The organism is Thioclava sp. F28-4, from assembly GCF_002020045.1.
GTDB lineage: Bacteria > Pseudomonadota > Alphaproteobacteria > Rhodobacterales > Rhodobacteraceae > Thioclava > Thioclava sediminum.
On record NZ_MPZQ01000006.1, the window covers coordinates 41,370 to 66,594 of the forward strand.

Genomic DNA, 25,225 nt, shown 5'->3' on the forward strand with positions numbered 1-25,225 from the left:
ATGGGTCTCCTCGATATTTCAAACGTCACCAAGTCCTACGGCGCGGTCGAAGTGCTGCACAGCGTCGACATCTCGGTCGATGAAGGTGAATTCCTCGTGCTGGTCGGCCCGTCCGGCTGCGGCAAATCCACGCTTCTGAGCATGATCGCGGGTCTGGAAGGGATCACCTCCGGCGAGATTTCGATCAAGGGGCGCACGATGAACGGCGTGCACCCGTCGAAGCGCAACATCGCGATGGTGTTCCAGTCCTACGCGCTCTACCCGAACATGACGGTGGGCCAGAACATCACTTTCGGTCTCGAGATGCATGGCACGCCCAAACCCGAACGCGAGGACGCGATGAACCGGGTGGCGGAGATGCTGCAGATCGACAATCTGCTCTCGCGCAAACCGGGGCAGCTTTCGGGCGGTCAGCGTCAGCGCGTCGCGATGGGCCGTGCGCTGGTGCGCGACCCGGATGTGTTCCTGTTCGACGAGCCGCTGTCGAACCTCGACGCGAAACTGCGCGTCGACATGCGCACCGAGATCAAGAAACTGCACCAGAGCCTTGGCACCACGATCGTCTACGTGACCCACGACCAGATCGAGGCGATGACGCTCTCGACCCGGATCGCGGTGATGAACAAGGGCTATGTGCAGCAGCTCGGCACGCCGAAGGAAATCTACGACACGCCGTCGAATGTTTTCGTGGCGACCTTCATGGGCAGCCCCGCGATGAACGTGTTCCCGTCGCGGATCGTGGTGAAGGACGGCGCGCCGCATGCCGCCGTGACGGGCCATGACGGGGTGGAACAACTGCTCCGCTTCCCGCAAGCCAATCTCGCTCAGTGGGACGGGCGCGAAATCCTTCTCGGAATCCGGCCGGAGACGATCACCGATCCGGAGGGGGCCGATCGCAACGCCGCCCATATCGCGTCGCTGCGCAACCATATCGGCGTCACCGAACCCGCAGGGTCGGACACGTTCGTGACGATGACGCTGGGCGGGCGTGACGCCATCGCCCGGATGCGGGCCGATGTGACCGTGCGGGCGGGCGAGGTCTTCGATTTCGCCGTCAATATGGACAAGGCGGTCGCCTTCGATCCCAAGACGGAGGAGCGCATCCAGCCATGAGCGATGCCGACGTCATCATCATCGGTTCGGGCATGGGCGGTGCCACCACGGCGGCGGCACTGGCCCGGACGGGGCGGCGCGTGCTGGTGCTCGAGCGTGGCGAACGCCTGCCCGACACGCCGGACGCGCGCGACCCGGACGCGATTTTCGCGCGCGGTCATTACCGGCCCGAGGAAACCTGGCTCGATGGCGATGACGTGCCGTTCAACCCCGGCAACTACTACAATGTCGGCGGCAATTCGAAATTTTACGGCGCCGTTCTGATGCGCTACCGCAAGGCGGATTTCTCGCCGGTTGCGCATCAGGGCGGGACCACGCCGGGCTGGCCAATCGCCTATGACGAGATCGAGCCGTTCTACCAGAAGGCCGAGGCGCTCTATCAGGTGCGCGGTCAGCTTGGAGAGGACCCGACGGAGCCGCGCCATTCCGGTCTCTACGCCCATGCACCGGTCCCGGACGAACCCGATATCGTGGCGCTTCGGCGGCGGCTGAAATCGGTCGGGCTGCACCCGTCCTCCCTGCCGCTCGGGGTCGATATCGAGCGTTGGCTCGCGCATGGGCAAACGCCTTGGGATGCGTTCCCCGATACCTGCGGCGGCAAGATGGATGCCGAAAGCGTCGGTCTGGCGACGGCGCTGAAAGCCCCGAATGTGGAGCTGATGACGGGCGCGCGGGCGCGACGTCTGATCGTCGATGCCGAGAACCGCATCAGCGGGGTCGAGATCGAGAAAGACGGGCAGACGCAGACGCTGACGGCGTCGGTCGTGGTGCTCTCCGCCGGGGCGGTGCAAAGCGCGGCCCTCTTGCTGGCTTCTGCGAATGAGCGTCATCCGACCGGGCTGGCGAACGGTTCCGATCAGGTCGGGCGCAATTTCATGAACCACAATTGCTCGGCAGTTCTGGCGCTGCACCCGCTGCGCCGGAACCGGGCGATCTACCAGAAGACGTTGGCGATCAACGATTTCTACCTGTCGGGCGGGGCGAACGGTGCGCCGCTGGGCAATATCCAGCTGCTCGGCAAAATTTCCGGTCCGATTCTCGCCTCGGCCTCGCCGCTGCCGCGACCGGTGGCGAGCTGGATCGCCAACCGCTCGGTCGATCTTTACGCGATGTCCGAAGACCTGCCCAATCCCGAGAGCCGCGTGACGCTGAAGGACGGCAAGATCCGGCTCGACTGGAAGCGCTCCAACTGGGAGGCCCATCTCGAACTCGTCGCCATGCTGCGCAGAAAGCTGCGCGCTGCGGGCTACCCGATCGTGCTTGCGCGGCCGTTCGACCGGCAGACCCCGTCGCATCAATGCGGGACGGCACGGATGGGTAACGATCCGGCGTCGAGCGTCGTCGACACGTTCTGCCGCAGCCATGATCACCCGAACCTGTTCATCGCCGACGCGTCCGTCCTGCCGACCTCGGCTGCCGTGAACCCCGCCCTTACCGTCGCGGCGCTCGCCCTGCGCGCGGCCGAGCATATCGAACAGACAGAGCTTGCCGCCTGAGCCACCCGGGCTGCGGCGAGAGACTTGGCCAAAGGAGGCCAGCATGAAGACGACTTACGATTTCATCATTATCGGCGGCGGTTCGGCGGGCTCGGTGCTGGCCGGGCGTCTCTCCGAGGACCCGTCGGCTGACGTGCTGCTGCTCGAGGCGGGCGGCAGCGATCGCCATCCGTTCTATCATCTGCCCGCGGGCTTTGCGAAGATGACCAAGGGCATCGGCAGCTGGGGCTGGGAAACGGTTCCCCAGCGGCACATGCAGAACAAGGTCTTTCGCTACACGCAGGCCAAGGTGATCGGTGGCGGCTCCGCGATCAACGCGCAGGTCTATACCCGCGGCAATGCGCGCGATTACGACGAATGGCGTCAGATGGGATGCACCGGCTGGGGCTATGAGGACGTGCTGCCCTATTTCCGCAAGGCCGAGGATAACGCGAGCCTCGAGAACCGGTATCACGGCAAGGGCGGTCCGCTCGGCGTCAGCGATCCGCGTGCGCCCCTGCCGGTCTGCGAGGCCTATTTCGAAGCGGCTGCCGAGCTTGGCATCCCGCGCAATTACGACGTGAACGGCGAGAAGCAGGACGGGGTCGCCTATTACCAGCTGACCCAGCGAAATGTGCGCCGCTCCTCGGCTGCGATGGCCTATGTCGCGCCCAATCGTCACCGCGAGAACCTAACGGTGAAGCTGGGTGCGCAGGTGCGCCGGATCGTGGTCGAGAATGGCCGCGCGACCGGGGTCGAGCTTGTCGATGGCACGCAGCTTCGGGCGGAAAGCGAAGTGCTGCTGTGTTCCGGGGCGATCGGTTCTCCGCGGCTCTTGCAGCTGTCGGGCATCGGACCGGCGGATGAGCTGGCCTCGCTCGGGATCGATGTCGTCTTCGACCAGCCGGAGGTGGGGTCCAATCTGCAGGATCACCTCGACCTTTATTGCATCAGCGAACTGTCGGGCCCCTATAGCTACGACCGCTATGCGAAGCCGCATTGGGCGGCGCTGGCGGGGCTGCAATATCTGTTCGGACGCAAGGGGCCGGTGGCGTCGTCTTTGTTCGAAACCGGCGGTTTCTGGTATGCCGATCCCGAGGCGCGGTCCCCGGATCTGCAGTTCCATCTCGGGCTCGGGACCGGCATCGAACACGGCGTCGTCTCGATGCCGCAGGGAGGTATCACGCTCAATTCCTGCTATCTGCGCCCGCGCTCGCGCGGCAGCGTCCGCCTGCAAAGCGACGATCCGGCGAAGGCGCCGCTGATCGATCCGAACTACCTGCAGGATCCGCTTGATCGCGAAATGTCGATCCGCGGGCTGAAGCTGACGCAGGAAATCCTGTCGCAATCGCCCTTGCGCAAATATATCCTCGCCGAGCGCCTTCCGGGACCTGACGTCCGAACCGATGAGGATTACTTCGATTTCATCTGCACCCATTCGAAAACGTCGCATCACTGCGCGGGGACATGTCGCATGGGCGCCGATCCGGGGGCTGTCGTAGACCCGACATTGCGGTTCAACGGGATCGAGGGGCTGCGCGTCGTCGATAACTCGATCATGCCGCGCGTGATCTCGTCCAACACCAACGCAGCGGCGATCATGATCGGCGAGAAAGCCGCCGATATGATCCGCGCGTCACATGGAGGCTGACATGACAGTGCGCCACATCGTTCTCGTCAAATTCAAACCCGAGCTGAGCGAGGAAGAGATCGCGCCGCTCTGGCAGGAGCTGCACGCGATCGAGGGCAAGGTGGACGGGCTTGGCGCGATCTGCGCGGGCCGCTCCGAGAGCCCCGAGAAGATCGAGCGCGGCTACATGCACGGCTTCACGGTCGATTTCCGCGACTGGGAGGCGCTCGCCGCCTATCAGGAACATCCCGATCACCGGGCGCTCGGTGCGAAGCTCGTGGCCAACGCCCAAGGCGGGATCGACGGCATCCTCGTTTTCGACCTTGAGATCGCGGCTCAGCCGCAGGGGGCGTGACATGGCGCCGAGCGACCGCAGACCGACGATCATCGACGTGGCCCGCAAGGCCGGGGTATCGAAATCGACCGTCAGCCTCGTGATCCAGAACAGCCCCCTGGTGAAGCAGAAAACGCGCGAGCAGGTGCAGGCTGCGATGGCCGAGATCGGCTATGTCTATAACCGGGCGGCGGCCAATCTGCGCAGCGCCGGGGCAGGGCTCGTCGGTCTCGTGATCAACGACCTTCGCAACCCGTTCTTCACCGAATTCGCGACATCCGTTCAAATGGCGTTGTCGAGCCGCGGCTATGCGGCCGTCGTGGCCAATACCGACGAAGACCCCCAGCTTCAGGCGCAGGTGGTCGAGGCGATGATCGAGCACGGCGTCTCAGCGATGATCCTGTCGCCCGCCTATGGCGACGAGGCACTGAGCTTCGAGGCGCTTCAGCGGGCGGGTATTCCGGCGATGCAGGTGCTGCGCAAAGTCGAGATGCGGACCGAGCTTTTCCCCTTCGCCGCGCCGGACTATCCGAACGGGACGCGCATCGCGACCGAGCATCTCCTCGAACAAGGCGCGAAGCGGATCGCTTTCGTGGGCGGTCTGGAAGGCCGGGCCGTAACGCAGGAACGTATGGCGGGGTATCTGAGTGCGATAGAGAGCGCCGGGCTCGAGCCCCATGTTCTGACCGGCAGCGCGAGCCGCGCCTTCGGCAGGCAGGCGGCGCATGAGCTGGCAAAGGATCATCCGGAGGTCGATGCCGCGGTCTGCTTCAACGATCAGGTCGCGCTCGGGATGATTTCGGGCTGCGCCGAGATCGGGCGCAATGTCGGCCGCGATCTGCGCATCGTGGGCTTCGATGACATCGAGGAGGCGGCCCATTCCTGGCCGCCGCTCAGCTCGGTGCGCTGCGATATTGACGGCTTCGGGAAGCTTGTCGCCGAAACGATCCTGGCCTGGCTCGAGAACGACAAGGTGCCGGCGCCGGAAATCCGCACGCCGGTCTCGCTGGCCATACGTGGATCGAGTGGCGAGACACCCGCGGGCTGAGACGACAGGGAGACGGGAGGCCCGCCCGTTCGGACGAAACAGAGACGAGACCGCGCGGAGAGACACCGGCGCGAACAGGAGAGGAGTGTTCAAATGACAGAGATCCGCGTTGCCGTGCTCGGCGCTTCGGGGTGGATGGGCAAAGTCCATACGATGGCCTACCAGACCTTTCCGCATTTCTTCGGGACCGAGGGGGGCACGGCGCGCGTCGTCACCCTCGTCGATCGCAATCCCGCGCGGGCGCAGGAGCTTGCCGCCCGGGTGCCCGGTGCGCGGATCGTTCAGGACTGGCGCGAGGTGATCGCCGATCCCGAGGTCGATCTTGTGGATATCTGCCTGCCCGACAACCTGCATTACGAGGTCGCGAAAGCCGCGCTCGAAGCGGGCAAGCATGTCTTCTGCGAAAAGCCCCTTGCCGAGTCCGCCGAGGAGGCGCGCGAGCTTGCCGATATCGCGAAGGCGCGCGGCCTGATCACCCGCGTCGGCCACGGCTTCCCGCGCAACCCCGTCCATGATCTCGCGAAGGAGATCATCGATGCGGGCGAGATCGGTGAGATCACGATGTTCAAAGGGTGCCAGCATGTCGACATGTATGGCGATCCGATGGTGCCCTACATGTGGCGCGCCGATGGGTCGCTCGCGCCGACCGGGATCGTCGGGGATACTGGCAGCCATGTCTTCAGCTTCATGGAATTCCTCGTCGGTCGCGTCTCGTCTCTGATTGCCAACAACATCATCGTCACGCCGCGCCGTCCCAAGATCGAAGGGCTGGGGCTCGGTGAGACGGCGGAGCTGACCGGCAGCGAGGAATGGGCCGATATCACCAATCCCGACGCGAGCCAGATTCTGTGCACGTTCGAGAACGGTGCGAACGGGATCGTGGATTTCAGTCGTGTCGCGACCGGGCGCAAATTCATGCAGACCTATGAGATCTACGGCACGAAAGGCAGCCTCGCCTATACGTTCGACGAGGTGAACCGGCTGCGCTTCTACACCAATGCCGATCCGATCGGGCGCCGCGGCTACCGCGAGATCGATGTCGGGCCGGAGCATCCGACCTACGCGGCCTTCCTGCCGCTGCCGAATTTCGCGCTCGGCTATAACGAGACCAAGATCATCGAAGCGGCGGAGGTCATCCGCTCCATCGTCTCCGGCAAGGCGATGTGGCCGACCTTTGAGACAGGCCATCACATCACCCAGATCGTCGACGCCTGCATGAGCTCGTCCCGGCAACGCGCCTGGGTCGATATTCCGCAAAGCTGACCGGACCGCAAACGGAGCCAAGACATGGACAGTGCAATCCCTCAGGAAATCCTAGACGCCCTGACCGATATCGAGATGCCGCGGCTGCGGGCCGACGAGGCGATCCCGGAGATGCTCGAGGTTGCGGGCCTCACCCTGCCGGTCTATCGCACCGGCTGCCTCGTCGTCGGCAGCGGGGCCGCGGGGCTTCGCGCCGCCGTCGAACTCAAGCGGCGCGGCGGCGAGGTCATCGTCGCGAGTCAGAGCGCCTGGGGCGGGACCTCCGCCTGCTCGGGTTCCGACAAGCAGACGCTGCACACCGCGAATACCGCCGATCACGGCGACGATTTTCAGGCGATGGCGCGGGCGATCCGGGCTGGCGGCGCGATGGACGAGGATACGGCCTATATCGAGGCGGTCGGCTCGCCGCGCATGATGGCCTCGCTGCAATATCTCGGCCTGCCGCTGCCGCAGGACCGGTTCGGCGCGACGCTGCGCTACAAGACCGACCATGACGAGACCGGACGCGCGACGAGTTGCGGCCCCCGAACCTCGCGGCTGATGGTCAAGGTGCTGGCGGAAGAGGCGCTGCGGCTCCACGTGCCGATCTTTAACCACACGACGGTCGTGCAACTGCTCACCGAAGGCGAGGGGGATGACCGCCGGACCACCGGGGCGCTGGCGTTCCGCAAATCCGACCGCAATGAGGTCAATCCCTATGGTCTCGTGCTGTTTGCCGCGCCGAATGTCGTGCTGGCAGCAGGCGGGCCGGGCGAGCTTTATCGCGACAGCGTCTATCCCAATGGCTGTTTCGGCACGCTGGGTCTCGCGCTCGAAGCGGGGATCGAACTGGTGAACCTCACCGAGAGCCAGTTCGGCATCGGGACGCGCCGCGAAGGGTTCCCGTGGAATCTCTCGGGGACTTACGTGCAATCCCTGCCGCATATCTATTCGGTCGATGCCGAAGGGCGCGAGCATCATTTCCTCGCGCAATATTACCGGACGACGCAGGAGTTGGCTTCCAACGTGTTCCGCAAGGGCTATCAATGGCCGTTCCACGCGACGCGGATGCTGGATTTCGCGTCGAGCCTCGTCGATCTGGCGATCTGGCGCGAGAGCGCTGGGGGGCGCCGGGTCTTCATGGACTTCAATCGCAACCCGCTGCCGGTGCCCGGCGATCAGCCTTTCGATCTCACTCGCCTCGACGAGGATGTGCGGACCTATCTAGGCACGGCCGGGGCGGATCAGGAGTTGCCGATCGACCGGCTGCGCCACATGAACCCGCTCGCGATCGAACTGTACCGCCGCTACAAGGTCGACATCGCCGCCGCGCCGCTCGAATTCGCGGTGAACAACCAGCATATGAATGGTGGGATCGCGGTCGATCCCTGGGGACGTTCCAACCTGCGCGGTGTCTATGCCGCGGGAGAGGCGGCGGGCACGCATGGCGTGACGCGCCCGGGCGGATCGGCCCTGAACGCCGGTCAGGTTTTCGGCACCCGCGTTGGCGAGCATATCGGCGCGAGCCGCACGGCCCATGCGCCGGATGCTGTCGGATCGGAGGCCCTCACTGCGGCGGTGACGGATCTGCTTGCACGGTTGAACACGGACAGCGCGCATTCCGTGAAGTCGGTCCGCGACGAAGTTCAGGCCCGGATGAGCGACCATGCTGGGATGATCTGCAACGGCGAGGACGTGGCCGAAGCGCTTGCAGCGGCGCGCCAGTTGAACCGGAGCTTGCGCAGCGGCGGGATCGCCCCGGAGCGCGCGGGCGATGGCGGTCGCGCGATCCAGTGGCAGCAGATGGCGCTTGCCTCCGAGGCCGTCCTTGCCGCGCTCGACCAGTATATCTCGCAAGGCGGTGGCAGCCGCGGCGCGCGCGCGATCTGTTCCGACGAGGGCGAAGCGATCCCGATGGCGCGCGACACGGATCTGGGCGCGTTCCGCTTCAAGACGGAGCGCGACATCGACAAACAGACGCAAATCCTCGTCCGTCTGGAGGGGGAAGACTTGAAGATCGACAACCGCGAAAACCGCAGCTTCGACGAGAGCGCACGCGCGTTCTTCGAGCGGGACTGGCCCGATTGGCTGACCGGCCGCATCTTTGACCTCGACGCGAAAGGCCTGCGCGAATGAGTGAGAATCCGAAGAAGATGGTCGCCATCGGCGAAGCGATGCTGGAACTCGCCCCGGTCGAGGGCGGCACGTTCCGCCTCGGTTATGCGGGCGATACGTTCAACACGCTGTGGCATGCGGCGCAACTGCTTGGGTCGCGTGCCCGGGCGGGCTTCGTCACGCGCATCGGCGAGGATAAGCTGTCCGGTCGTTTCCTCGCAGAGATGGAGGCGGATGGCTTGGACATCTCCACCGTTCAGCGCGATTCCGAGCGCGAGATGGGCCTCTACATGATCGAGCTCGAGGGGGCGGAGCGCAGTTTTCACTATTGGCGCCAGCTCTCTGCGGCGCGTCGGCTCGCGGATGATCCCGATACCCTCGGGCGCGCCTTGTCCGGCGCGGATCTCGTCCATGTGTCGGGCATCACCCTTGCCATTCTCTCGCCGGAGGCGCGCGAGACGTTGTTCGACGCGATTGCCAAGGCGCGCAGCGATGGCGCGCGTATTTCCTTCGATCCGAACTATCGGCCACGGCTCTGGCAATCGCCGGAGGAGGCGCGTGACACGTGTCTGCGCATGCTCGCCCATACCGATATCGCGCTGCCGAGTTTTGACGACGAGGCTGCCTTGTGGGGCGATGCGACACCGGAACAGACCTTGGCACGATTGAGCGGGCAGGGGGTGGCGGAGATCGCCGTGAAGGATGGCGCGCAACCCGTCTGGTATCTTGCCGAGGGGCGTACCGGTCGGCGCGATACCCCGGTTCTGACAGAGCTGCGCGATACCACCGGCGCGGGCGATGCGTTCAATGCGGGCTATCTTGCCGCCCGTCTTCTTGGGTACCCGGTCGAACAGGCGATCGGGATGGGGCAGACAGTCGGCGGCGCGGTCTTGGGCGAGCCGGGCGCGCGGCTGGGCAAGGACGCAGCGCGCGCCCTCGCGGCATCGCTCGAATAGGGCGGTTATGGTCCATCGCGTGACCTCATGCCTATGCGGTGGTCGTCATTCCGCCGCGCCGTGACGCTTCAAACCTGTCAGGCTGCCGTGTCGGGCGCGGGTCTTCCACCCACGCCAAACGGCTCTGGCATCCGAAAATAGGTAAGCGTTGACGTGTTTTCTTCGCACGAACCTCATTCGCCTTCAGGATGGGCATGCCTTTGGCTTTCATAGAGAGACAGGTCGGGGAGGCCTATGGCTCCGAGTGCTGCCGGGACTGCGGGCGACAGAGGATCCACATTGGCAATGGCCTCAATTCGGGAATGGAGGTCGCAGAGAGGTCCCGTAATCAGGTCTGCCATCGGGCTGAAGCTCATGCCCCAGGCCTTCAGTATGTCGACCGAGGCGTCGAACATAGCTCGTGTGTCTGCGGCACGCCCGGCGCGACGCGCCCTCCACTCGGTGAAGAGAGCAAGCCTGACGTTGGCACAGCGTGCCTCGGCCTTGATGAGTCCCTCGTCTTAAGAGACCTGTTAATTTCACGGAGGGGTTCGACGTCCGTAAACTTATTCGGGACGCGCATGCGGAAGCAGTAGGTCTTGCCCGTTGCTCCACCCGGGTGCAGTTCTTGCAAATTCCACCCGCAGTTGGGTGGAGCGATTTCTCCAAAGAAACTGGGAACTTCCACCGCCCGAGAGAAAATTTCGTTCTCCCTCGAGCCTGCATCTCCTGGGCACCATTACTCAAAAAGTCGCGCAACTCATCCGGGTTGCGCGACTTTTTAGGTTCCGGGCTGTGCATTTTCGCGCAGGCGCGCGCTGGGCCTTATTTCCTGCGGAAAAAGCGCGCGCGGTCGTAAAGCGCTTCGAGCCGCGCCATGCGGGCCGAAGTTTCTTCCCATGTCAGCGACTGGATCGCGGCCATGAGCGTTTCGACCAGAACCTGAATCGCGACCGTCGAATCCCAGGCCGAGGGCGCTTCGATCTGCGCCGAAAAGCGATAGCGCGCATGGGCCGCGGCGGGCGAGACCCAAGGATCGGTGATCAGCACGACTTCCGCGCCCTGCTCGACCGCCATCTCCACCAGTTGCAGCACGCTCGATTCGTAGCGGCGAATGTCGAAAACCAAGAGCACGTCGCCCTTCTGCATCTCGAGAAGCGCGGGCGGCCAGCTGTTCGAGAGCGGTTCGAGCAGCTCGACCCCGGGGCGGATCACCTTCATATGCGCCACGAAATAGGCCGCGATCGGGCCGGTGATCCGGCCCCCGGTCGCAAAGATGCGGCGCTTCGGGTCGGCCATCAGCGCGGCAGCGGCGTCGAATTCAGCATGGTCGATCTGCTTCAGCGTCGCCTGCATATTGCCCAGAACCGTATCGGCGAAACGGTTGATCATATGGGTGTCGGGCGCATCCCCCGCCCAGCGATCGTGTTTGACCAGCGGCGAGACAAGCTGCGCCTCCAACTCGTCGCGCACCGCCTGCTGCAGCCCCGGATAGCCGCCATAGCCCATCTTCTGCGCCAATCGCACCACGGTGGGAGAGGAGACCTCGGCGGCCCGCGCCAGCTGCGCGACAGATCCCAGAAGCGCCATCGGATAGTGGCGCAGGATATGTCCGGCGAGTTGCTTCTCGGTCCGGGTCATCTCTTCGATGCCCGTCCGGAGCCTGTCTTCGATGCTTTGCGTCGCTGCTGACAAATCGGGCACCCCCGTGCGAATCAAGTTAGAAATGATTGTAACAGAATTTTCTTCTCTGAAATTTTCTTGACAGATGCGGCTTGGCGGGGCGAGCCTGCCCCTAGGACGCGACGTAGAATCGCGCCGCTCAACAGAGAGGGACCGATTTGAACAGCGCGCATGTAGCGGTGGAAATCGAAGGCGCGGATCGACCGGGTGAGGTCGTTCTGGTCTGCGAACATGCGTCGAATGCCTTTCCTGCGCCTTGGGGCGATCTGGGTCTGACACCCGATCAGCGCGAGGCGCATATCGCTTGGGATCCCGGCGCGCTGGGCCTTGCGCGCGGTCTGGCTGCGAAACTGCAGGCACCGCTGGTCGCCGCCCGCCAGTCGCGGCTGATCTACGATCTCAATCGTCCGCCGCATCATCCGGGTGCGATGCCTGTGACCTCCGAAATTCACGACATTCCCGGTAATGCGGCGCTTTCGCCGGACGACCGTAGTGCGCGCACCGAGGCGCTATACGAGCCGTTCCACGCAGCCCTACGCAGTCTGATCGCCGAGCGGTTGGCCCGCGGGCGGCCGACGGCGCTGGTGACGGTCCATTCCTTCACGCCGATCTGGTTCGGGAAGCCCCGTGAGGTCGAGCTTGGCGTGATCCACGATGCCGATCCGAGCCTGGCGCAGGCGGTTCTCGAGGAAGCCCGCCGTGTCACCGAGCTCGATGCGCGTCTTAACGAACCTTACTCGGGCGCGGATGGCGTCTGTCATACGCTGGCGCTGCAGGCCACGCCGATGGGGCTGCCGAATGTCATGCTGGAGCTGCGCAACGATCTGATAGCCGATCCTACCGCGCAAGAGGCGATGGCCGCGACGCTTGCCCCGGTGCTGCAAGCCGCGCTGTCGCAGATCACCGCAAATAACGGGGAGGCCGCCTGATGCCACGCTGGAGTGTCGCCTATGTTCGCCTGATCGACGGGTTCAACCGCAAGCTCGGCAAGGTGGCGATGTACCTTCTCTACGTGATGATGGCGATCATGCTGTTCTCATCGCTGACGAAGATCTTCGAGATTCCCGCGCTCTGGACGCTGGAGATGGCCCAGTTCACGCTGGTTGCCTATTACATGCTCGGCGCGCCGTGGACGCTTCAGGGCGACACGAACGTGCGGATGGACCTGCTGTATTCCCGCTGGTCTCCGAAAGGGCAGGCCTGGTGGGATGCCTTCACCGTTTTCGCGCTGATGTTCTACCTCGGGATCATGGTCTACTCGGCCTTCGATTCCACGGTCTATTCCTTCGAATATAACGAGCGAAACCCGACCGCATGGCGTCCGGTGCTGTGGCCGATCAAGGTCATCATCACCACGGGCTTCGCGCTTCTGTTCCTGCAGGCCGTGGCGCTTCTGATCCGCGATGTCGCGACTATTCGCGGAGAGGAAATCTGATGGATCACAACACCATCGCCCTTTTGATGTTCTCGACGATGCTGCTGATGATGCTGACCGGTCAGCGCGTCTTCGGTGCCATCGGCTTCGTCGCCGTCGTCGCGGCGTTCTGGCTCTGGGGGCCGGGCGGCACGCAGATGGGCTTCGGCTCGGTGATGAAGCTGATGAAATGGACGCCGCTGCTGACGCTGCCGATGTTCGTCTACATGGGCTACGTGATGTCCGAGAGCCGTCTGGCCGAAGACCTCTATCGCATGTTCCACGTTTGGTTCGGGCCCTTACCGGGGGGCCTCGCCATCGGGACGATCATGCTGATGGTGATGATCTCGGTGATGAACGGGCTGTCGGTTGCTGGCATGGCGATCGGGGCGACGATCGCGCTGCCGGAACTGCTGCGGCGCAACTACGACAAGCTGATGATCTCGGGCGTCATTCAGGCGGGCTCGTCCTTGGGCATCCTGATCCCGCCTTCGGTCGTGCTGGTGCTGTTCTCGCTGATCGCGCGGCAGCCGGTGTCGGAACTCTGGCTGGCAGGCGCGGTGCCGGGGCTGCTGATGGCCACGCTTTTCGTCGCCTATATCGTGATCCGCTGCAAACTGAACCCCGATCTCGCCCCGCCGATGGATGCGGAAGAGCGCGCCGCGATCACCATGCGCGAGAAGCTGCGGCTGCTGCGCGCGGGCCTGATGCCGGTCTTCATCTTCGTTGCGATGATGGTGCCTTTTCTTAAGGGCTGGGCGAGCCTGACCGAAGCCTCGGTGATCGGCGCTCTTGCGGCTGTATTCGCCGCCGCGATCAAGCGGCGCTTCACCTGGCAGGTGTTCCAGGTCGCGACCGAGAACACGCTCAAGATCACTGTGATGTTCATGCTGATCATCACCGCGGCGCTGTCCTTCGGGGCCGTGTTCGACGGTTTGGGCGCGGGCCGCGCGATCGAGGATTTCTTCACCGACAGCCTCGGCCTCGGTCCGTGGCAGATCCTGATCCTGATGCAGCTGAGCTTCCTCGTGATGGGGATGTTCCTCGACGACACGGCGATGCTGGTGATCGTGGCGCCGGTCTATGTCTCGCTCGCCCGGCATCTGGGCTTCGACATGATCTGGTATGGTGTCCTTTATACCATCACCTGTCAGGTTGCCTATCTGACGCCCCCCTTCGGTTATAATCTGTTCCTGATGAAGGCGATGGCGCCGAAGGATTTCACCCTGCCGGTGATCTACGCCTCGGTGATTCCCTTCGTGGGCGTAATGGTTCTGACGCTGATCCTCGTGATGATCTTTCCGCAGCTGGCGCTCTGGCTGCCGCATGCGGTGCTTGGAAGATAACCATAACCCGGAAAAACCGGGATCAACCAACAAGGAGAGAGAGTGATGACGACAAGAAGACAGTTCCTCACCACCGGTGCGGTGGGTGCGGCTGCGGCGGGGCTTGCGGCCCCGGCCGTCGCGCAGACCACACCGATCAAGTGGCGTATGCAGACCTATGCCGGTCCTGCGCTGGCCGAGCAGGTCGTGGACAATTGCATCAAGACCTTCAACGAAATCGCCGATGGCGAGATGGAGATCGAACTTTACTACGCCGACCAGCTGGTGCCGACCTCCGAGCTGTTCCGCGCGATGCAGTCGGGCACGATCGACGCCGTGCAATCCGACGATGACTCGATGGCTTCGCCCACCGAAGTCACCGTCTTCGGCGGCTATTTCCCCTTCGGCCTGCGCTACTCGCTCGATGTGCCGACGCTGTTCAACGAATGGGGCCTCAACGAGATCTGGGACGAGCAGTATTCGGCCGTTGGTGTGAAGCACATCTCGGCGGGCTCGTGGGACCCGTGCAACTTCGCGATGAAAGAGCCGGTGAAGTCGCTCGACGATCTCAACGGCAAGCGGGTCTTCACCTTCCCGACCGCCGGGCGCTTCCTTGCGCAATTCGGCGTCGTGCCGGTGACGATCCCGTGGGAAGACGTGGAAGTCGCGCTGCAGACCGGCGAGCTGGACGGCGTCGCATGGTCGGGCATCACCGAGGATTACACCTCGGGCTGGGGCAAGAACGCGCCCTACTTCCTGACCAACAACATCTCGGGCGCCTGGATCGGCCACTTCTTCGCCAACATGGATCGTTGGAATGAAGTGCCGGATCGTCTGAAGACGCTGATGAAGACCTGCTTCGATCAATCGCATTACCACCGCCAGTACTGGTACTGGTCGGGCGAGGCGAAGCTACGCGTCGAAGGCACCGATATGGAGCTGACGACCATTCCGGACGCCGAATGGCAGAAGGTCGAAGACGCCGCCCACAAGTTCTGGGACGAGATCGCGGCCGAAAGCGAGTTGAAAGCCAAAGTCGTCGACATCTTCAAGAAATACAACGCGACGATGGCGAAGGCAGGCCCGCCCTATCGCTGCGGCTAAGCAAAGCGGGGGCGGCGGAAACGCTGCCCCTACGACGCAACATTTGCCCTCTTGTGGGGCCCCGCACCGCGCGGCAATCTCGCGCGGTGATCTTGATCCCGGAGGAACTCATGTCGCGCAAATTATCGTTCGACGCGCTCAAGAAATCGGTCAATGCAGGCGAGGTCGATACGGTCATCGCAGCCCTTGTGGATATGCAGGGGCGGCTTCAGGGCAAGCGGTTCCACGCGGCGCATTTCATCGACAGCGCATGGGAAGAGACCCATTGCTGCAACTACCTGCTGGCGACCGACATGGAGATGGTCACCGTGCCGGGCTATGACGCGTCCAGCTGGGAGCGCGGCTACGGCGATTACGTGATGAAGCCCGACATGGAGACGCTGCGGCTGATCCCGTGGGTTCCGGGCACGGCGCTGGTGATCTGCGATCTGCTCGATCATCACAGCCACGAGCCGATCCCCCATGCGCCGCGCCAGATGCTGAAATCGCAGCTCAAGCGCGCCAAGGACATGGGCTTTGACGTGATGATGGCGACCGAGCTGGAATTCTTCCTGTTCGAGGAAAGCTATCCGCAGCTCTTCGACGCGGGCTATCCCGATCCGACCCCGGTCGCGCGCTACAATGTCGACTATTCGCTGATGGGCAATTCGCGCGCCGAACCGGCGATGCGGGCGATGCGCAACGCGCTTTATGCGGCGGGCGTGCCGGTCGAATGCTCCAAGGGCGAGGCCGAATGCGGTCAGGAAGAGCTGAACGTGAAATATGCGGGCGGGCTTCAGACCGCTGACATGCATGTGCTGGTCAAGCAATGCGCCAAGGAAGTCGCCCAGTCGCACGGGCTTTCGGCGACCTTCATGGCGAAATACCACACCGACAAGGCGGGCTCGTCGAGCCACGTGCACCAATCGCTCTGGAAGGGCGGAAAGCCTGCCTTCTTCGACAAGGACGCGCCCAATGGCATGTCCGAACTGATGCACCAATTCCTTGCGGGGCAACTGACCCATGCGCGCGAGATCACCTATTTCCTCGCGCCCTACACCAACAGCTACAAGCGCTTCTGCGAGGGGCTTTTCGCGCCGACGAAAGCGGTCTGGTCGCTCGACAACCGCACCGCGGGCTTCCGCATCTGCGGCGAGGGCACGAAATCCATCCGCGTCGAATGCCGCATAGGCGGGGCGGACCTGAACCCCTATCTGGCCTGCGCGTCGCTTCTCGCGGCGGGGCTGGCCGGGATCGAGGGCGAGATGGACCCGGGCCCGGAAGCCGCGGGTGACATCTACAAGGCGGGCGAAGTGACCGAGGTGCCGAAATCCCTGACCGAGGCGCTGGGCGCTCTGGAAGGTTCGGACATGCTCAAATCCGCCTTCGGTGAGGACGTGATGGCCCATTACGTGCGCGCCGCTCGCTGGGAAATCGAAGAACAGAACCGAGTTGTGACCGACTGGGAGCGGATGCGCGGTTTCGAACGCGCCTGAGTTTTGACAGACCCGCGGGGCCCTACACCCCGCAAGGAGACATGATGACCAAGACCCTGAAATGTATCTCGCCCGTCGACGGGCAGATCTATGCCGAACGCGAGGCGCTGAGCGCCTCCGACGCGCAGGCACTGGCCGCGAGCCTGCGCGCCGCGCAGCCCGCATGGGCCGAGCGCCCGCTGCCCGAGCGTATCGCGCTCGTCGAGGCGGGCATCGCCAAGCTAAACGAGATGAAGGATCTCGTGGTCGAGGAGCTTGCGTGGCAGATGGGCCGCCCGACCCGCTATGGCGGCGAATTCGGCGGCATGAACGAGCGCGCGGGCTACATGGCCTCGATCGCTGAAGAGGCGCTGGCCCCGATGGTGGTCGAGCAGAGCGACAGCTTCCTGCGCCAGATCGCGCGCGAACCGGTCGGCGTCGTCTTCATCATCGCGCCGTGGAACTACCCCTATATGACGGTGATCAACTCGCTGGTTCCGGCGCTGATCGCGGGCAACACGGTGATGCTGAAGCATGCGACGCAGACGATGCTGGTGGGCGAGCGCATCGCCGAGGCCTTCCACGCGGCGGGCGTGCCGCAGGACGTGTTCCAGAACGTCTACCTGACGCACGAGACCTCGGAAGAGCTGATGGGCGCGAAGGCGTTCGATTTCGTCAACTTCACCGGTTCGGTCGGCGGTGGCCGCGCGGTGGAGCGCGCTCTGGCGGGCACCTTCACCGGGCTGGGCCTCGAACTGGGCGGCAAGGATCCGGGCTATGTGGCCGCGGATGCCGATCTGGATGCGGCGGTCGACGGGCTGATGGACGGCGCGCTTTTCAATGCGGGCCAGTGCTGCTGCGGGATCGAGCGGATCTACGTCCATGCCAGCCTCTACGACGCCTTCGTCGAAAAGGCCGCATCCTGGGCGAGCAAGCTGACCCTCGGCAATCCGTTCGAGCCGGAAACGACCCTCGGCCCGATGGCCAACAAGCGCTTCGCCGAAGTGGTGCGCGGCCAGATCGAGGATGCGATCACCGATGGCGCCAAGCCGCTGCTCGACCCCGAGCTGTTCCCGGCCGATGACGGCGGCGCCTATCTCGCGCCGCAGATCCTCGTCGATGTGAACCACGAGATGCGCGTGATGCGCGAGGAAAGCTTCGGTCCGGTCGTCGGCATCATGCCGGTGAAGGATGACGAGGAAGCCATCGCCGCGATGAACGATTGCGATTACGGGCTGACCTGCTCGATCTGGACCGCCGATCCCGCCCGCGCCGAGGCGATGGGCAAGCGGCTGCAGACCGGCACCGTCTTCATGAACCGCTGCGACTATCTCGACCCGGCGCTGTGCTGGACCGGCTGCAAGGAAACGGGCCGTGGCGGCTCGCTTTCGGTGCTGGGCTATCACGCGCTGACGCGTCCGAAATCCTACCATCTCAAGAAGGTGACGAAATGACTGCCCCCACCGCAAACTGGTCCTATCCGACCACGATCAAATTCGGCCCCGGCCGGATTTCGGAACTGGCCGATCACTGCAAGTCCGTGGGTATCGCGAAGCCGCTTCTGGTGACCGACAAGGCGCTGGCGGCGCTGCCGATCACCGCTGGGGCGCTCGACGTGCTGGACGCGGCGGGCCTTGGCCGCGCGGTTTTCTCCGAGGTCGATCCGAACCCGAACGAGGGCAACATGGCCGCCGGGATCGAGGTCTATAAGGCGGGCGGCCATGACGGCGTGATCTGCTTCGGCGGCGGCTCCGCGCTCGATCTGGGCAAGATGATCGCGCTGATGGCCGGGCAGGACGCTTCGCTGAGCGTCTGGGATCTGGAGGATATCGGCGATTGGTGGACGCGCGCGAATGGTGATGCCATCGCGCCGATCATCGCGGTGCCGACGACGGCCGGGACCGGCTCGGAGGTCGGGCGCGCGGGCGTTCTCACCAATTCCGAGACTCACAAGAAGAAGATCATCTTCCACCCGAAACTGATGCCTGCGATCACGATCTGCGATCCGGAGCTGACGGTCGGCATGCCGCCCTTCATCACGGCGGGTACCGGGATGGACGCGCTGGCGCATTGCCTCGAGGCGTTCTGCAGCCCGCATTACCACCCGATGAGCCAGGGGATCGCGCTCGAAGGGATGCGGCTCGTCTTCGAGAACCTTCCGCGCGCCTATACGACGCCGGACGATCTGGAGGCGCGCGCCAACATGATGTCGGCAGCGGCGATGGGCGCGGTGGCGTTCCAGAAAGGCCTCGGCGCGATCCATTCGCTGAGCCACCCGGTCGGCGCGGTCTACGGCACCCATCACGGCACCACCAATGCTTGCGTGATGCCGATGGTGCTCGACTTCAACCGCGCCACCATCGAGGAGCGGATCAACCGCGCGGCGGCTTACCTGGGCATCGCGGGCGGCTTCGAGGGCTTCAAGGCCCGGATCGAGAGCCTGCGCACCGAATTGTCCATCCCGGCGAACCTGACCGAGATGGGCGTGAAGCGCGAAGATCTCGACATGCTCGTCGAGATGGCGCTGGAAGATCCGTCCTGTGGCGGCAACCCGGTCGAGATGACGGCCGAGAATACCCGCGCGCTTTACGAGGCGTGCCTTTGACATCGGCGCGAGCGGGGGCTGCGCCCTCGCTCGTTGGCGCGGCTCACGCGTCTGTAACTAGTGTTGATGAGGAATTTTGCTTCAACATCTGTACTGCCAAAAATCTGTTACAACGCCCGCATAAAGGGTCGCCGATGCCGGAGCCAACCGGACGGCACAACCGTCGAAAGACATTAGCTCGGGGGAGACAGGACCGCATGAGGCGGCACCGCCCTCCATCAACGGGGAGAGACCTGAAAATGACCTTCAAGTTCCGTTATCTTGCAGCGGCCAGCGCCATGGCCCTTGCTGCCAGCACCGGCGTCAGCTTCGCCGACAGCATGGATGACCTCTACGCTGCTGCGAAAGAAGAAGGCAGCCTGACCACGATCGCGCTGCCGCATTCGTGGTGCAACTACGCGGGCGTGATCGACGGCTTCAAGAAGAAGTATCCCGGGATCACCGTGAACGAACTGAACCCCGATGCGGGCTCGGCTGACGAACTCGAAGCGATCCGCGCCAACAAGGACAACAAGGGTCCGCAGGCGCCCGACGTGATCGATGTCGGCCTGTCCTTTGGCCCGGCGGCCAAGGACGAGGGTCTGATCCAGCCCTACAAGGTCTCGACCTGGGACACGATCCCGGACAGCGCCAAGGATTCCGAAGGCTACTGGTACGGTGACTATTACGGCGTGCTGTCGTTTGCGGTGAACAAAGACATCGTCGACAACGTGCCGCAGGACTGGTCGGACCTGCTCAAGCCGGAATACGCGAACTCGGTGGCTCTCGCGGGCGATCCGCGCGCCTCGAACCAGGCGATCCTCGGCGTTCTGGCCGCGGGCGTCGCGGCAGGCGGCGAGCCGGGCAAAGCCTCGGGCGAAGCCGGCCTGAAGTACTTCGCCGAGATGAACAAGAACGGCAACTTCGTGCCCGTCATCGGCAAGACCGGGACGCTGGCCCAAGGCGCGACCCCGATCGTCGTCGAGTGGGACTATAACGCTCTGGCCGGTCGCGACACGCTGAACGGCAACCCGCCGGTCGACGTCGTCGTGCCGAAATCGGGCGTCGTCGCCGGTGTCTACGTTCAGGCGATCTCGGCCTATGCGCCGCACCCGAACGCAGCCAAACTCTGGATGGAATACCTCTATTCGGACGAAGGTCAGCTCGGCTGGCTCGAAGGCTATTGCCACCCGATCCGCTTCAACGACCTGTCGGCCAACGGCAAGGTTCCGCAGAAGATGCTCGACGCGATGCCGCCCGCCGAGGGCTACGCCAAGGCGGTCTTCCCGTCGCTCGACGCGCAGGCTGCGAACAAGGAAGTCGTGACCGGCGGCTGGGATAGCGTCGTCGGCGCGAACGTCCAGTAACCGAACCCGCATAAGCACACGCCCCGCGCCTGATCGCGCGGGGCGACTTTATTGAAAATTCTGCAAAGCGAGGCCCGATGCAAAGCCGCAAGCTGCCGCTGACTTGGGTGGGGATGGTTCCCTTCACGCTCTTCGCGCTTTTGTTCCTGATCGCCCCGACGATGTATATCGTGGTGGGCGCGTTTAGGACGAGCGACGGGGGCTTCACGCTGTCGAACCTCGTGAACCTGTTTCAACCGACGATCCTCGCGAGCTACTGGATCTCGATCAAGATCAGCCTCGCCACCGCGCTTGTAGGCTGCCTGATCGGCTTCGCGCTGGCCGCCGCCGTGACGCTGGGCGGCCTGCCGAACTGGCTGCGCGGTCCGGTGATGACCTTCTCGGGCGTGGCCTCCAACTTCGCAGGCGTGCCGCTGGCGTTTGCCTTCCTTGCGACGCTGGGACGTCTGGGTCTCGTGACCGTGCTGCTGAAGTCGTGGTTCGGCTTCAACATCTACACGCACGGCTTCAACCTGCTCAGCTTCTTCGGTCTGACGATCACCTATCTGTTCTTCCAGATCCCGCTGATGGTGCTGATCATCACCCCCGCGCTGGACGGTCTGAAGCGCGAATGGAAAGAGGCGGCGAGCATCCTCGGTGCGACCGGCTTCCAGTATTGGCGCATCGTCGCGCTGCCGATCCTGTGGCCCTCGCTGCTGGGCACGCTGGCGCTGCTGTTCGCCAATAGCTTCGGCGCGGTGGCGACGGCTTATGCGCTCACCGGCTCGTCGATGTCGATCGTGCCGATCATGCTTTACGCGCAAATCCGCGGCGATGTGCTGCAGGACCCGCATCTGGGCTACGCGCTGGCCTTCGGGATGATCGTCATCACTGGCCTCGCCAACCTCGCCTATGTCTGGCTCCGCGTACGCTCCGAAAGGTGGATGCGATGAAATCCAAGAAACTCTGGTCCTGGCTCGCGCTGGCTTTCGGGGCGCTCTATTTCGCGCTGCCGCTGCTCGGCACGCTGGAATTCTCGCTGCGCGCGCGGCGCGGGGTCTATTCGCTCGACGCTTACCGCTCGGTGCTGGCCGATCCGCAATTCCGCGAGACCTTCAGCTACTCCGTCGTGATGGCGATCTTCACGATCCTCGTGGGCGCGCTGATCGTGGTGCCGACCGCCTATTGGGTGCGTCTGAAGCTGCCGCATTGGCGCCCGGTGGTGGAGTTCATCACGCTCCTGCCGCTGGTGATCCCGCCGATCGTGATCGTCTTCGGCTATATCCGGCTCTATAACACATCGTCGATCCTGCCGCTGACCGGCACGACGACGGGCACCAATGTCCTGCTGATGCTGGGCTATGCCACGCTCTCGTTGCCTTACATGTATCGCGCGGTCGATACCGGGCTGCGCACGATCGATGTCGGCACGCTGACCGAAGCCGCGCAAAGCCTCGGCGCCGGGTGGAGCACGATCCTCGCCCGCGTGATCCTGCCGAACGTGCTGGTCGCGGTGCTCTCGGGCGCCTTCATCACCTTCGCCATCGTCATCGGCGAGTTCGTCCTCGCCTCGCTCCTCAACCGGCCGGCATTCGGCCCCTATATGCAGCTGACCGGCGCGAACAAGGCTTACGAGCCTGCCGCGCTTGCGGTGATCGCCTTCTCGATCACCTGGATCTGCATGGGGCTGATCCAACTCGTCACCCGGTTTTCCAAACATACGAACGCAAAGCGGTAACCCATGGCCTCTCTCGAGATCGAACATCTGGAAAAATCCTTCGGCGCGAACCGCGTTGTGAAAGATTTCAACCTTTCCATCGAAGAGGGCGAATTTATCTCGCTGCTCGGTCCGTCCGGCTGCGGCAAGACGACCGTGCTGCGGATGGTGGCAGGCTTCGAGAGCCCTTCGGGCGGCGCGATCCGCATCGGTGGGCAGGACGTCACGCATCTGGGGGCGAACCAGCGCAATATCGGCATGGTGTTCCAGGCCTACGCGCTGTTTCCCAACCTGACGGTCGCGCAGAACGTGGGCTTCGGGCTGCGCGTGGCGAAACGTCCGCGCGCCGAGATCAAGGCCCGTGTGACCGAGATGCTGGAGCTGATCGGCCTGCCCGATCTGGGCAACCGCTATCCGTTCCAGCTGTCGGGCGGGCAACAGCAGCGCGTGGCGCTGGCGCGTGCGCTCGCGATCCAGCCGCGCGTTCTGCTGCTGGACGAGCCGCTTTCCGCGCTTGATGCGAAGATCCGCGTCTCCTTGCGCGAAGAAATCCGCGACATTCAGCGCCGCCTCGGCATCACCACGATCTTCGTGACGCACGATCAGGAAGAGGCGCTGTCGATCTCGGATCGGGTGGTGGTGATGAATGGCGGTGTGGCCGAGCAGATCGGCGCGCCCTTCGAGATCTACAACCAGCCGAAGACCCGTTTCGTCGCGCAATTCGTGGGCACGCTGAACGCGCTCGAGGCCGAAGTGGCCGATCCGGCGCGTGGTGCCCTGCGCGTCGGCAATACCGAGGTTATCCTCTCCGAACCCGTCACCGCGGGCCAAGGCACTCCGGTCACGCTGGCCGCGCGGCCCGAAGTTCTGGCGCTGGGCCGCCGCGAGGGCAATGACACGGTGTTCACGGGGCGGATCGTCGAGACGCATTTCCTCGGCTCGATCCTGCGGGTGAGAATGGAAGTGGAAGGGCAGCTTATCGCGCTCGACACGTTCAACCGCCCCGGCAATCCGCCGCCCAAGGTCGGCACCGAGGCCGAGGTCAGCGTGGCGAGCCGCGATCTGCTCGTTCTGGCCGACTGACGACGCGAAAACACGCCCGCACCCCACTTTTCTCCGGGTTTTCGGACCCGGAGCCCCTTCTGCCGCGTTGCCGATGAAAGCTTACACGCGACCGTTGCAGAAGGATGAAAATGGAGTGGCTCGTCGATCATAATCAGGTGGTGAGTATCGCGGTGCAGATCGTTACCGCGCTCGTCTGGATTATCTATCTGCAACTTCTGCTGCAGAATTTCCGGCGGGAGCGTCGCTCGAAACTGCTGCTCACCCGTGTCGCGGGCGGCCATGAGCGCGGGCATCTGATGCTGGGCAATATGGGCGCCGAGCCGATTTTCGTGAAAGCCCTTCTGGCCGATCTCGTGATCGACGGGAAAACCTATCACTCGATCGCCAGCGATTCCGGGGGCTTTGCCCCGTTCGCGGATTCGGGCCCCAACGAGTCGATCAAGGGCCCGCTGAAAACCGCGGATTATCGCGATCTCGGCCGTATCTCCGATCTCGTGGACGTCGCGCTGGAATTCTCCGACCTGCCCGAAGACGCGAAACAGGTGGAATCGGTGGTTTTCACCGTTCTCGCAGAAAGCAGTCGCGACAATATCCTGACTGCGGGACGGCTGTGCTTCGACGTCTATCACGCCGGTGAGCATCAGCGCTTCTTGCCGCAGACCTCTTCAACGGTGCAGCTGCGCAGCTTCCGCAAGCGTCGTGAACTGGCGTCGCGGCTGAAGGAAATGCTGGAGCAGGAAGCACGCGCTTTCCTGACCAGCGAAGACGGCCAACGCCGCGAGCGTGGCGCAGAGCTGCAACAGCTGCGACACCGCCAGCGACAAAGCGAGAAGGATCGCCAGGCCGACGCTCCGCACGAGGCTGCCGAATGATGCATCACGAGAATTGAAGCCAATTTAACTGACCATGGCGCGCCGTTCTGGCCTCAGTCGCCAAAGGAGAAAACATGTTCAACTGGATCACAGGCGTCATCGCGTCCTTCGGCTATTTCGGCATCGCGGGCTTGATGCTGCTGGAGAACGTATTTCCGCCGATCCCGTCCGAGCTGATCATGCCACTCGCAGGCTATATGGCGGCGCAGGGGAAATTCTCGCTGGTCGGGTTGATCGTCGCGGGCACCATCGGTTCGGTGCTGGGCGCGCTCCTTTGGTACTGGATCGGCCTCAAGATCGGGATCAAGCGCCTGTGCCATCTGTCGACCCGCCATGGCCGCTGGATCGGCATCACCCCGCGCGACATTACCCGCACCAAGAAATGGTTCGACAAGCACGGCTGGGTGGGCGTGTTCTTCGGGCGGATGCTTCCCGGCGTCCGCACGCTGATCTCGGTGCCGGCGGGCATGGCGCGGATGCCGTTCGTCCCGTTCCTCGCCTACACCACGCTGGGCAGCGCGCTCTGGACCGCGCTGCTGACCGTCGCGGGCTACCTGCTTGGCAAGCAATACAGCGAGGTCGCAAGCTGGGTGAACCCGGTCTCGACCGGCGTGATCGTGGTGCTCGTCCTGCTCTACATCTATCGCGTGGTCACCTGGAAGCCGCTGAGAGATAGCGACGAACCCAGTGGCGCCACGCCCTCACACGAGAGCTGATCTGCCAAGCAAAAACGACGCCTAGGCCGGGTTTTGCCATCTCGCGTTGGCAA

The 25,225-nt window shown here is 63.9% G+C and carries 23 protein-coding genes; 21 read left to right on the top strand and 2 right to left on the bottom strand.

Annotation, left to right across the window (positions count from 1 at the left end):
- The 8 genes from BMI87_RS13590 (at position 1) to BMI87_RS13625 (ending at position 9,913) form a co-directional block, all read left to right on the top strand.
- Complete coding sequence (locus BMI87_RS13590) at positions 1 to 1,113, top strand: ABC transporter ATP-binding protein (protein WP_078522165.1); 1,113 nt, start codon at positions 1 to 3, stop codon at positions 1,111 to 1,113.
- Positions 1,110 to 2,609: an FAD-dependent oxidoreductase gene (locus BMI87_RS22990; RefSeq protein ID WP_078522166.1), complete on the top strand. Its 1,500-nt coding sequence runs from the start codon at positions 1,110 to 1,112 to the stop codon at positions 2,607 to 2,609. The genes BMI87_RS13590 and BMI87_RS22990 overlap by 4 nt, the downstream gene beginning before the upstream one ends.
- 43 nt (positions 2,610 to 2,652) lie before the next feature.
- Positions 2,653 to 4,239: a GMC family oxidoreductase gene (locus tag BMI87_RS13600; RefSeq protein ID WP_078522167.1), complete on the top strand. Its 1,587-nt coding sequence runs from the start codon at positions 2,653 to 2,655 to the stop codon at positions 4,237 to 4,239.
- A 1-nt stretch (position 4,240) separates the two neighbouring features.
- Entirely contained in the window at positions 4,241 to 4,573 is a 333-nt protein-coding gene (locus tag BMI87_RS13605; protein ID WP_143593867.1) for a Dabb family protein, read from the top strand.
- Position 4,574: 1 nt separating this feature from the next.
- Positions 4,575 to 5,600, top strand: a complete 1,026-nt coding sequence (locus tag BMI87_RS13610; protein ID WP_078522169.1) for a LacI family DNA-binding transcriptional regulator — start codon at positions 4,575 to 4,577, stop codon at positions 5,598 to 5,600.
- Between the two features lie 93 nt (positions 5,601 to 5,693).
- Entirely contained in the window at positions 5,694 to 6,863 is a 1,170-nt protein-coding gene (locus BMI87_RS13615) for a Gfo/Idh/MocA family protein (RefSeq protein WP_078522170.1), read from the top strand.
- A gap of 24 nt (positions 6,864 to 6,887) precedes the next feature.
- The gene (locus BMI87_RS13620) at positions 6,888 to 8,978 is read left to right on the top strand and encodes an FAD-binding protein (protein WP_078522171.1); all 2,091 of its coding nucleotides are present in this window, start codon (positions 6,888 to 6,890) and stop codon (positions 8,976 to 8,978) included.
- Positions 8,975 to 9,913: a sugar kinase gene (locus BMI87_RS13625; RefSeq protein WP_078522172.1), complete on the top strand. Its 939-nt coding sequence runs from the start codon at positions 8,975 to 8,977 to the stop codon at positions 9,911 to 9,913. Before BMI87_RS13620 ends, BMI87_RS13625 begins: the two co-directional genes overlap by 4 nt.
- Before the next feature lie 367 nt (positions 9,914 to 10,280).
- Here BMI87_RS13625 and BMI87_RS23025 read toward each other — a convergent pair whose 3' ends face one another.
- Both BMI87_RS23025 and BMI87_RS13635 read right to left on the bottom strand, forming a co-directional pair.
- Positions 10,281 to 10,580, bottom strand: coding sequence for a DUF6538 domain-containing protein (locus BMI87_RS23025; protein ID WP_371326888.1), 300 nt, complete (start codon positions 10,578 to 10,580; stop codon positions 10,281 to 10,283).
- Between the two features lie 137 nt (positions 10,581 to 10,717).
- Positions 10,718 to 11,587 carry a MurR/RpiR family transcriptional regulator gene (locus BMI87_RS13635; protein ID WP_078522400.1) on the bottom strand — a complete coding sequence of 290 codons (870 nt, stop codon included), beginning with the start codon at positions 11,585 to 11,587 and terminating at the stop codon, positions 10,718 to 10,720.
- 146 nt (positions 11,588 to 11,733) lie between these two features.
- Here BMI87_RS13635 and BMI87_RS13640 point away from each other — a divergent pair, with 146 nt between their 5' ends.
- The 13 genes from BMI87_RS13640 (at position 11,734) to BMI87_RS13700 (ending at position 25,172) form a co-directional block, all read left to right on the top strand.
- Positions 11,734 to 12,504 (top strand): N-formylglutamate amidohydrolase, encoded by a 771-nt coding sequence (locus BMI87_RS13640; protein WP_078522174.1) that lies wholly within the window; start codon positions 11,734 to 11,736, stop codon positions 12,502 to 12,504.
- On the top strand, positions 12,504 to 13,010 hold the full coding sequence (locus BMI87_RS13645; protein WP_078522175.1) for a TRAP transporter small permease subunit: 507 nt from the start codon (positions 12,504 to 12,506) through the stop codon (positions 13,008 to 13,010). The genes BMI87_RS13640 and BMI87_RS13645 overlap by 1 nt, the downstream gene beginning before the upstream one ends.
- Positions 13,010 to 14,335, top strand: a complete 1,326-nt coding sequence (locus BMI87_RS13650; RefSeq protein WP_078522176.1) for a TRAP transporter large permease subunit — start codon at positions 13,010 to 13,012, stop codon at positions 14,333 to 14,335. The genes BMI87_RS13645 and BMI87_RS13650 overlap by 1 nt, the downstream gene beginning before the upstream one ends.
- A 45-nt stretch (positions 14,336 to 14,380) precedes the next feature.
- Positions 14,381 to 15,418, top strand: coding sequence for a TRAP transporter substrate-binding protein (locus tag BMI87_RS13655; protein ID WP_078522177.1), 1,038 nt, complete (start codon positions 14,381 to 14,383; stop codon positions 15,416 to 15,418).
- Between the two features lie 110 nt (positions 15,419 to 15,528).
- Positions 15,529 to 16,893, top strand: coding sequence for a glutamine synthetase family protein (locus tag BMI87_RS13660; RefSeq protein WP_078522178.1), 1,365 nt, complete (start codon positions 15,529 to 15,531; stop codon positions 16,891 to 16,893).
- A gap of 44 nt (positions 16,894 to 16,937) precedes the next feature.
- Positions 16,938 to 18,326 carry an aldehyde dehydrogenase family protein gene (locus tag BMI87_RS13665; RefSeq protein WP_078522401.1) on the top strand — a complete coding sequence of 463 codons (1,389 nt, stop codon included), beginning with the start codon at positions 16,938 to 16,940 and terminating at the stop codon, positions 18,324 to 18,326.
- Positions 18,323 to 19,477, top strand: a complete 1,155-nt coding sequence (locus BMI87_RS13670; RefSeq protein ID WP_078522179.1) for an iron-containing alcohol dehydrogenase — start codon at positions 18,323 to 18,325, stop codon at positions 19,475 to 19,477. The genes BMI87_RS13665 and BMI87_RS13670 overlap by 4 nt, the downstream gene beginning before the upstream one ends.
- Before the next feature lie 239 nt (positions 19,478 to 19,716).
- On the top strand, positions 19,717 to 20,823 hold the full coding sequence (locus BMI87_RS13675) for an ABC transporter substrate-binding protein (protein WP_078522180.1): 1,107 nt from the start codon (positions 19,717 to 19,719) through the stop codon (positions 20,821 to 20,823).
- 77 nt (positions 20,824 to 20,900) lie between these two features.
- Complete coding sequence (locus BMI87_RS13680) at positions 20,901 to 21,755, top strand: ABC transporter permease subunit (protein WP_078522181.1); 855 nt, start codon at positions 20,901 to 20,903, stop codon at positions 21,753 to 21,755.
- Positions 21,752 to 22,540, top strand: a complete 789-nt coding sequence (locus BMI87_RS13685; protein ID WP_078522182.1) for an ABC transporter permease — start codon at positions 21,752 to 21,754, stop codon at positions 22,538 to 22,540. Before BMI87_RS13680 ends, BMI87_RS13685 begins: the two co-directional genes overlap by 4 nt.
- Positions 22,541 to 22,543: 3 nt before the next feature.
- A complete protein-coding gene (locus BMI87_RS13690; protein WP_078522183.1) occupies positions 22,544 to 23,602 on the top strand; it encodes an ABC transporter ATP-binding protein in 1,059 nt (352 codons plus the stop codon).
- Between the two features lie 110 nt (positions 23,603 to 23,712).
- Complete coding sequence (locus tag BMI87_RS13695; protein ID WP_146681615.1) at positions 23,713 to 24,456, top strand: hypothetical protein; 744 nt, start codon at positions 23,713 to 23,715, stop codon at positions 24,454 to 24,456.
- A gap of 74 nt (positions 24,457 to 24,530) precedes the next feature.
- Positions 24,531 to 25,172, top strand: coding sequence for a DedA family protein (locus BMI87_RS13700; RefSeq protein WP_078522185.1), 642 nt, complete (start codon positions 24,531 to 24,533; stop codon positions 25,170 to 25,172).
- Positions 25,173 to 25,225: the final 53 nt, after the last annotated feature.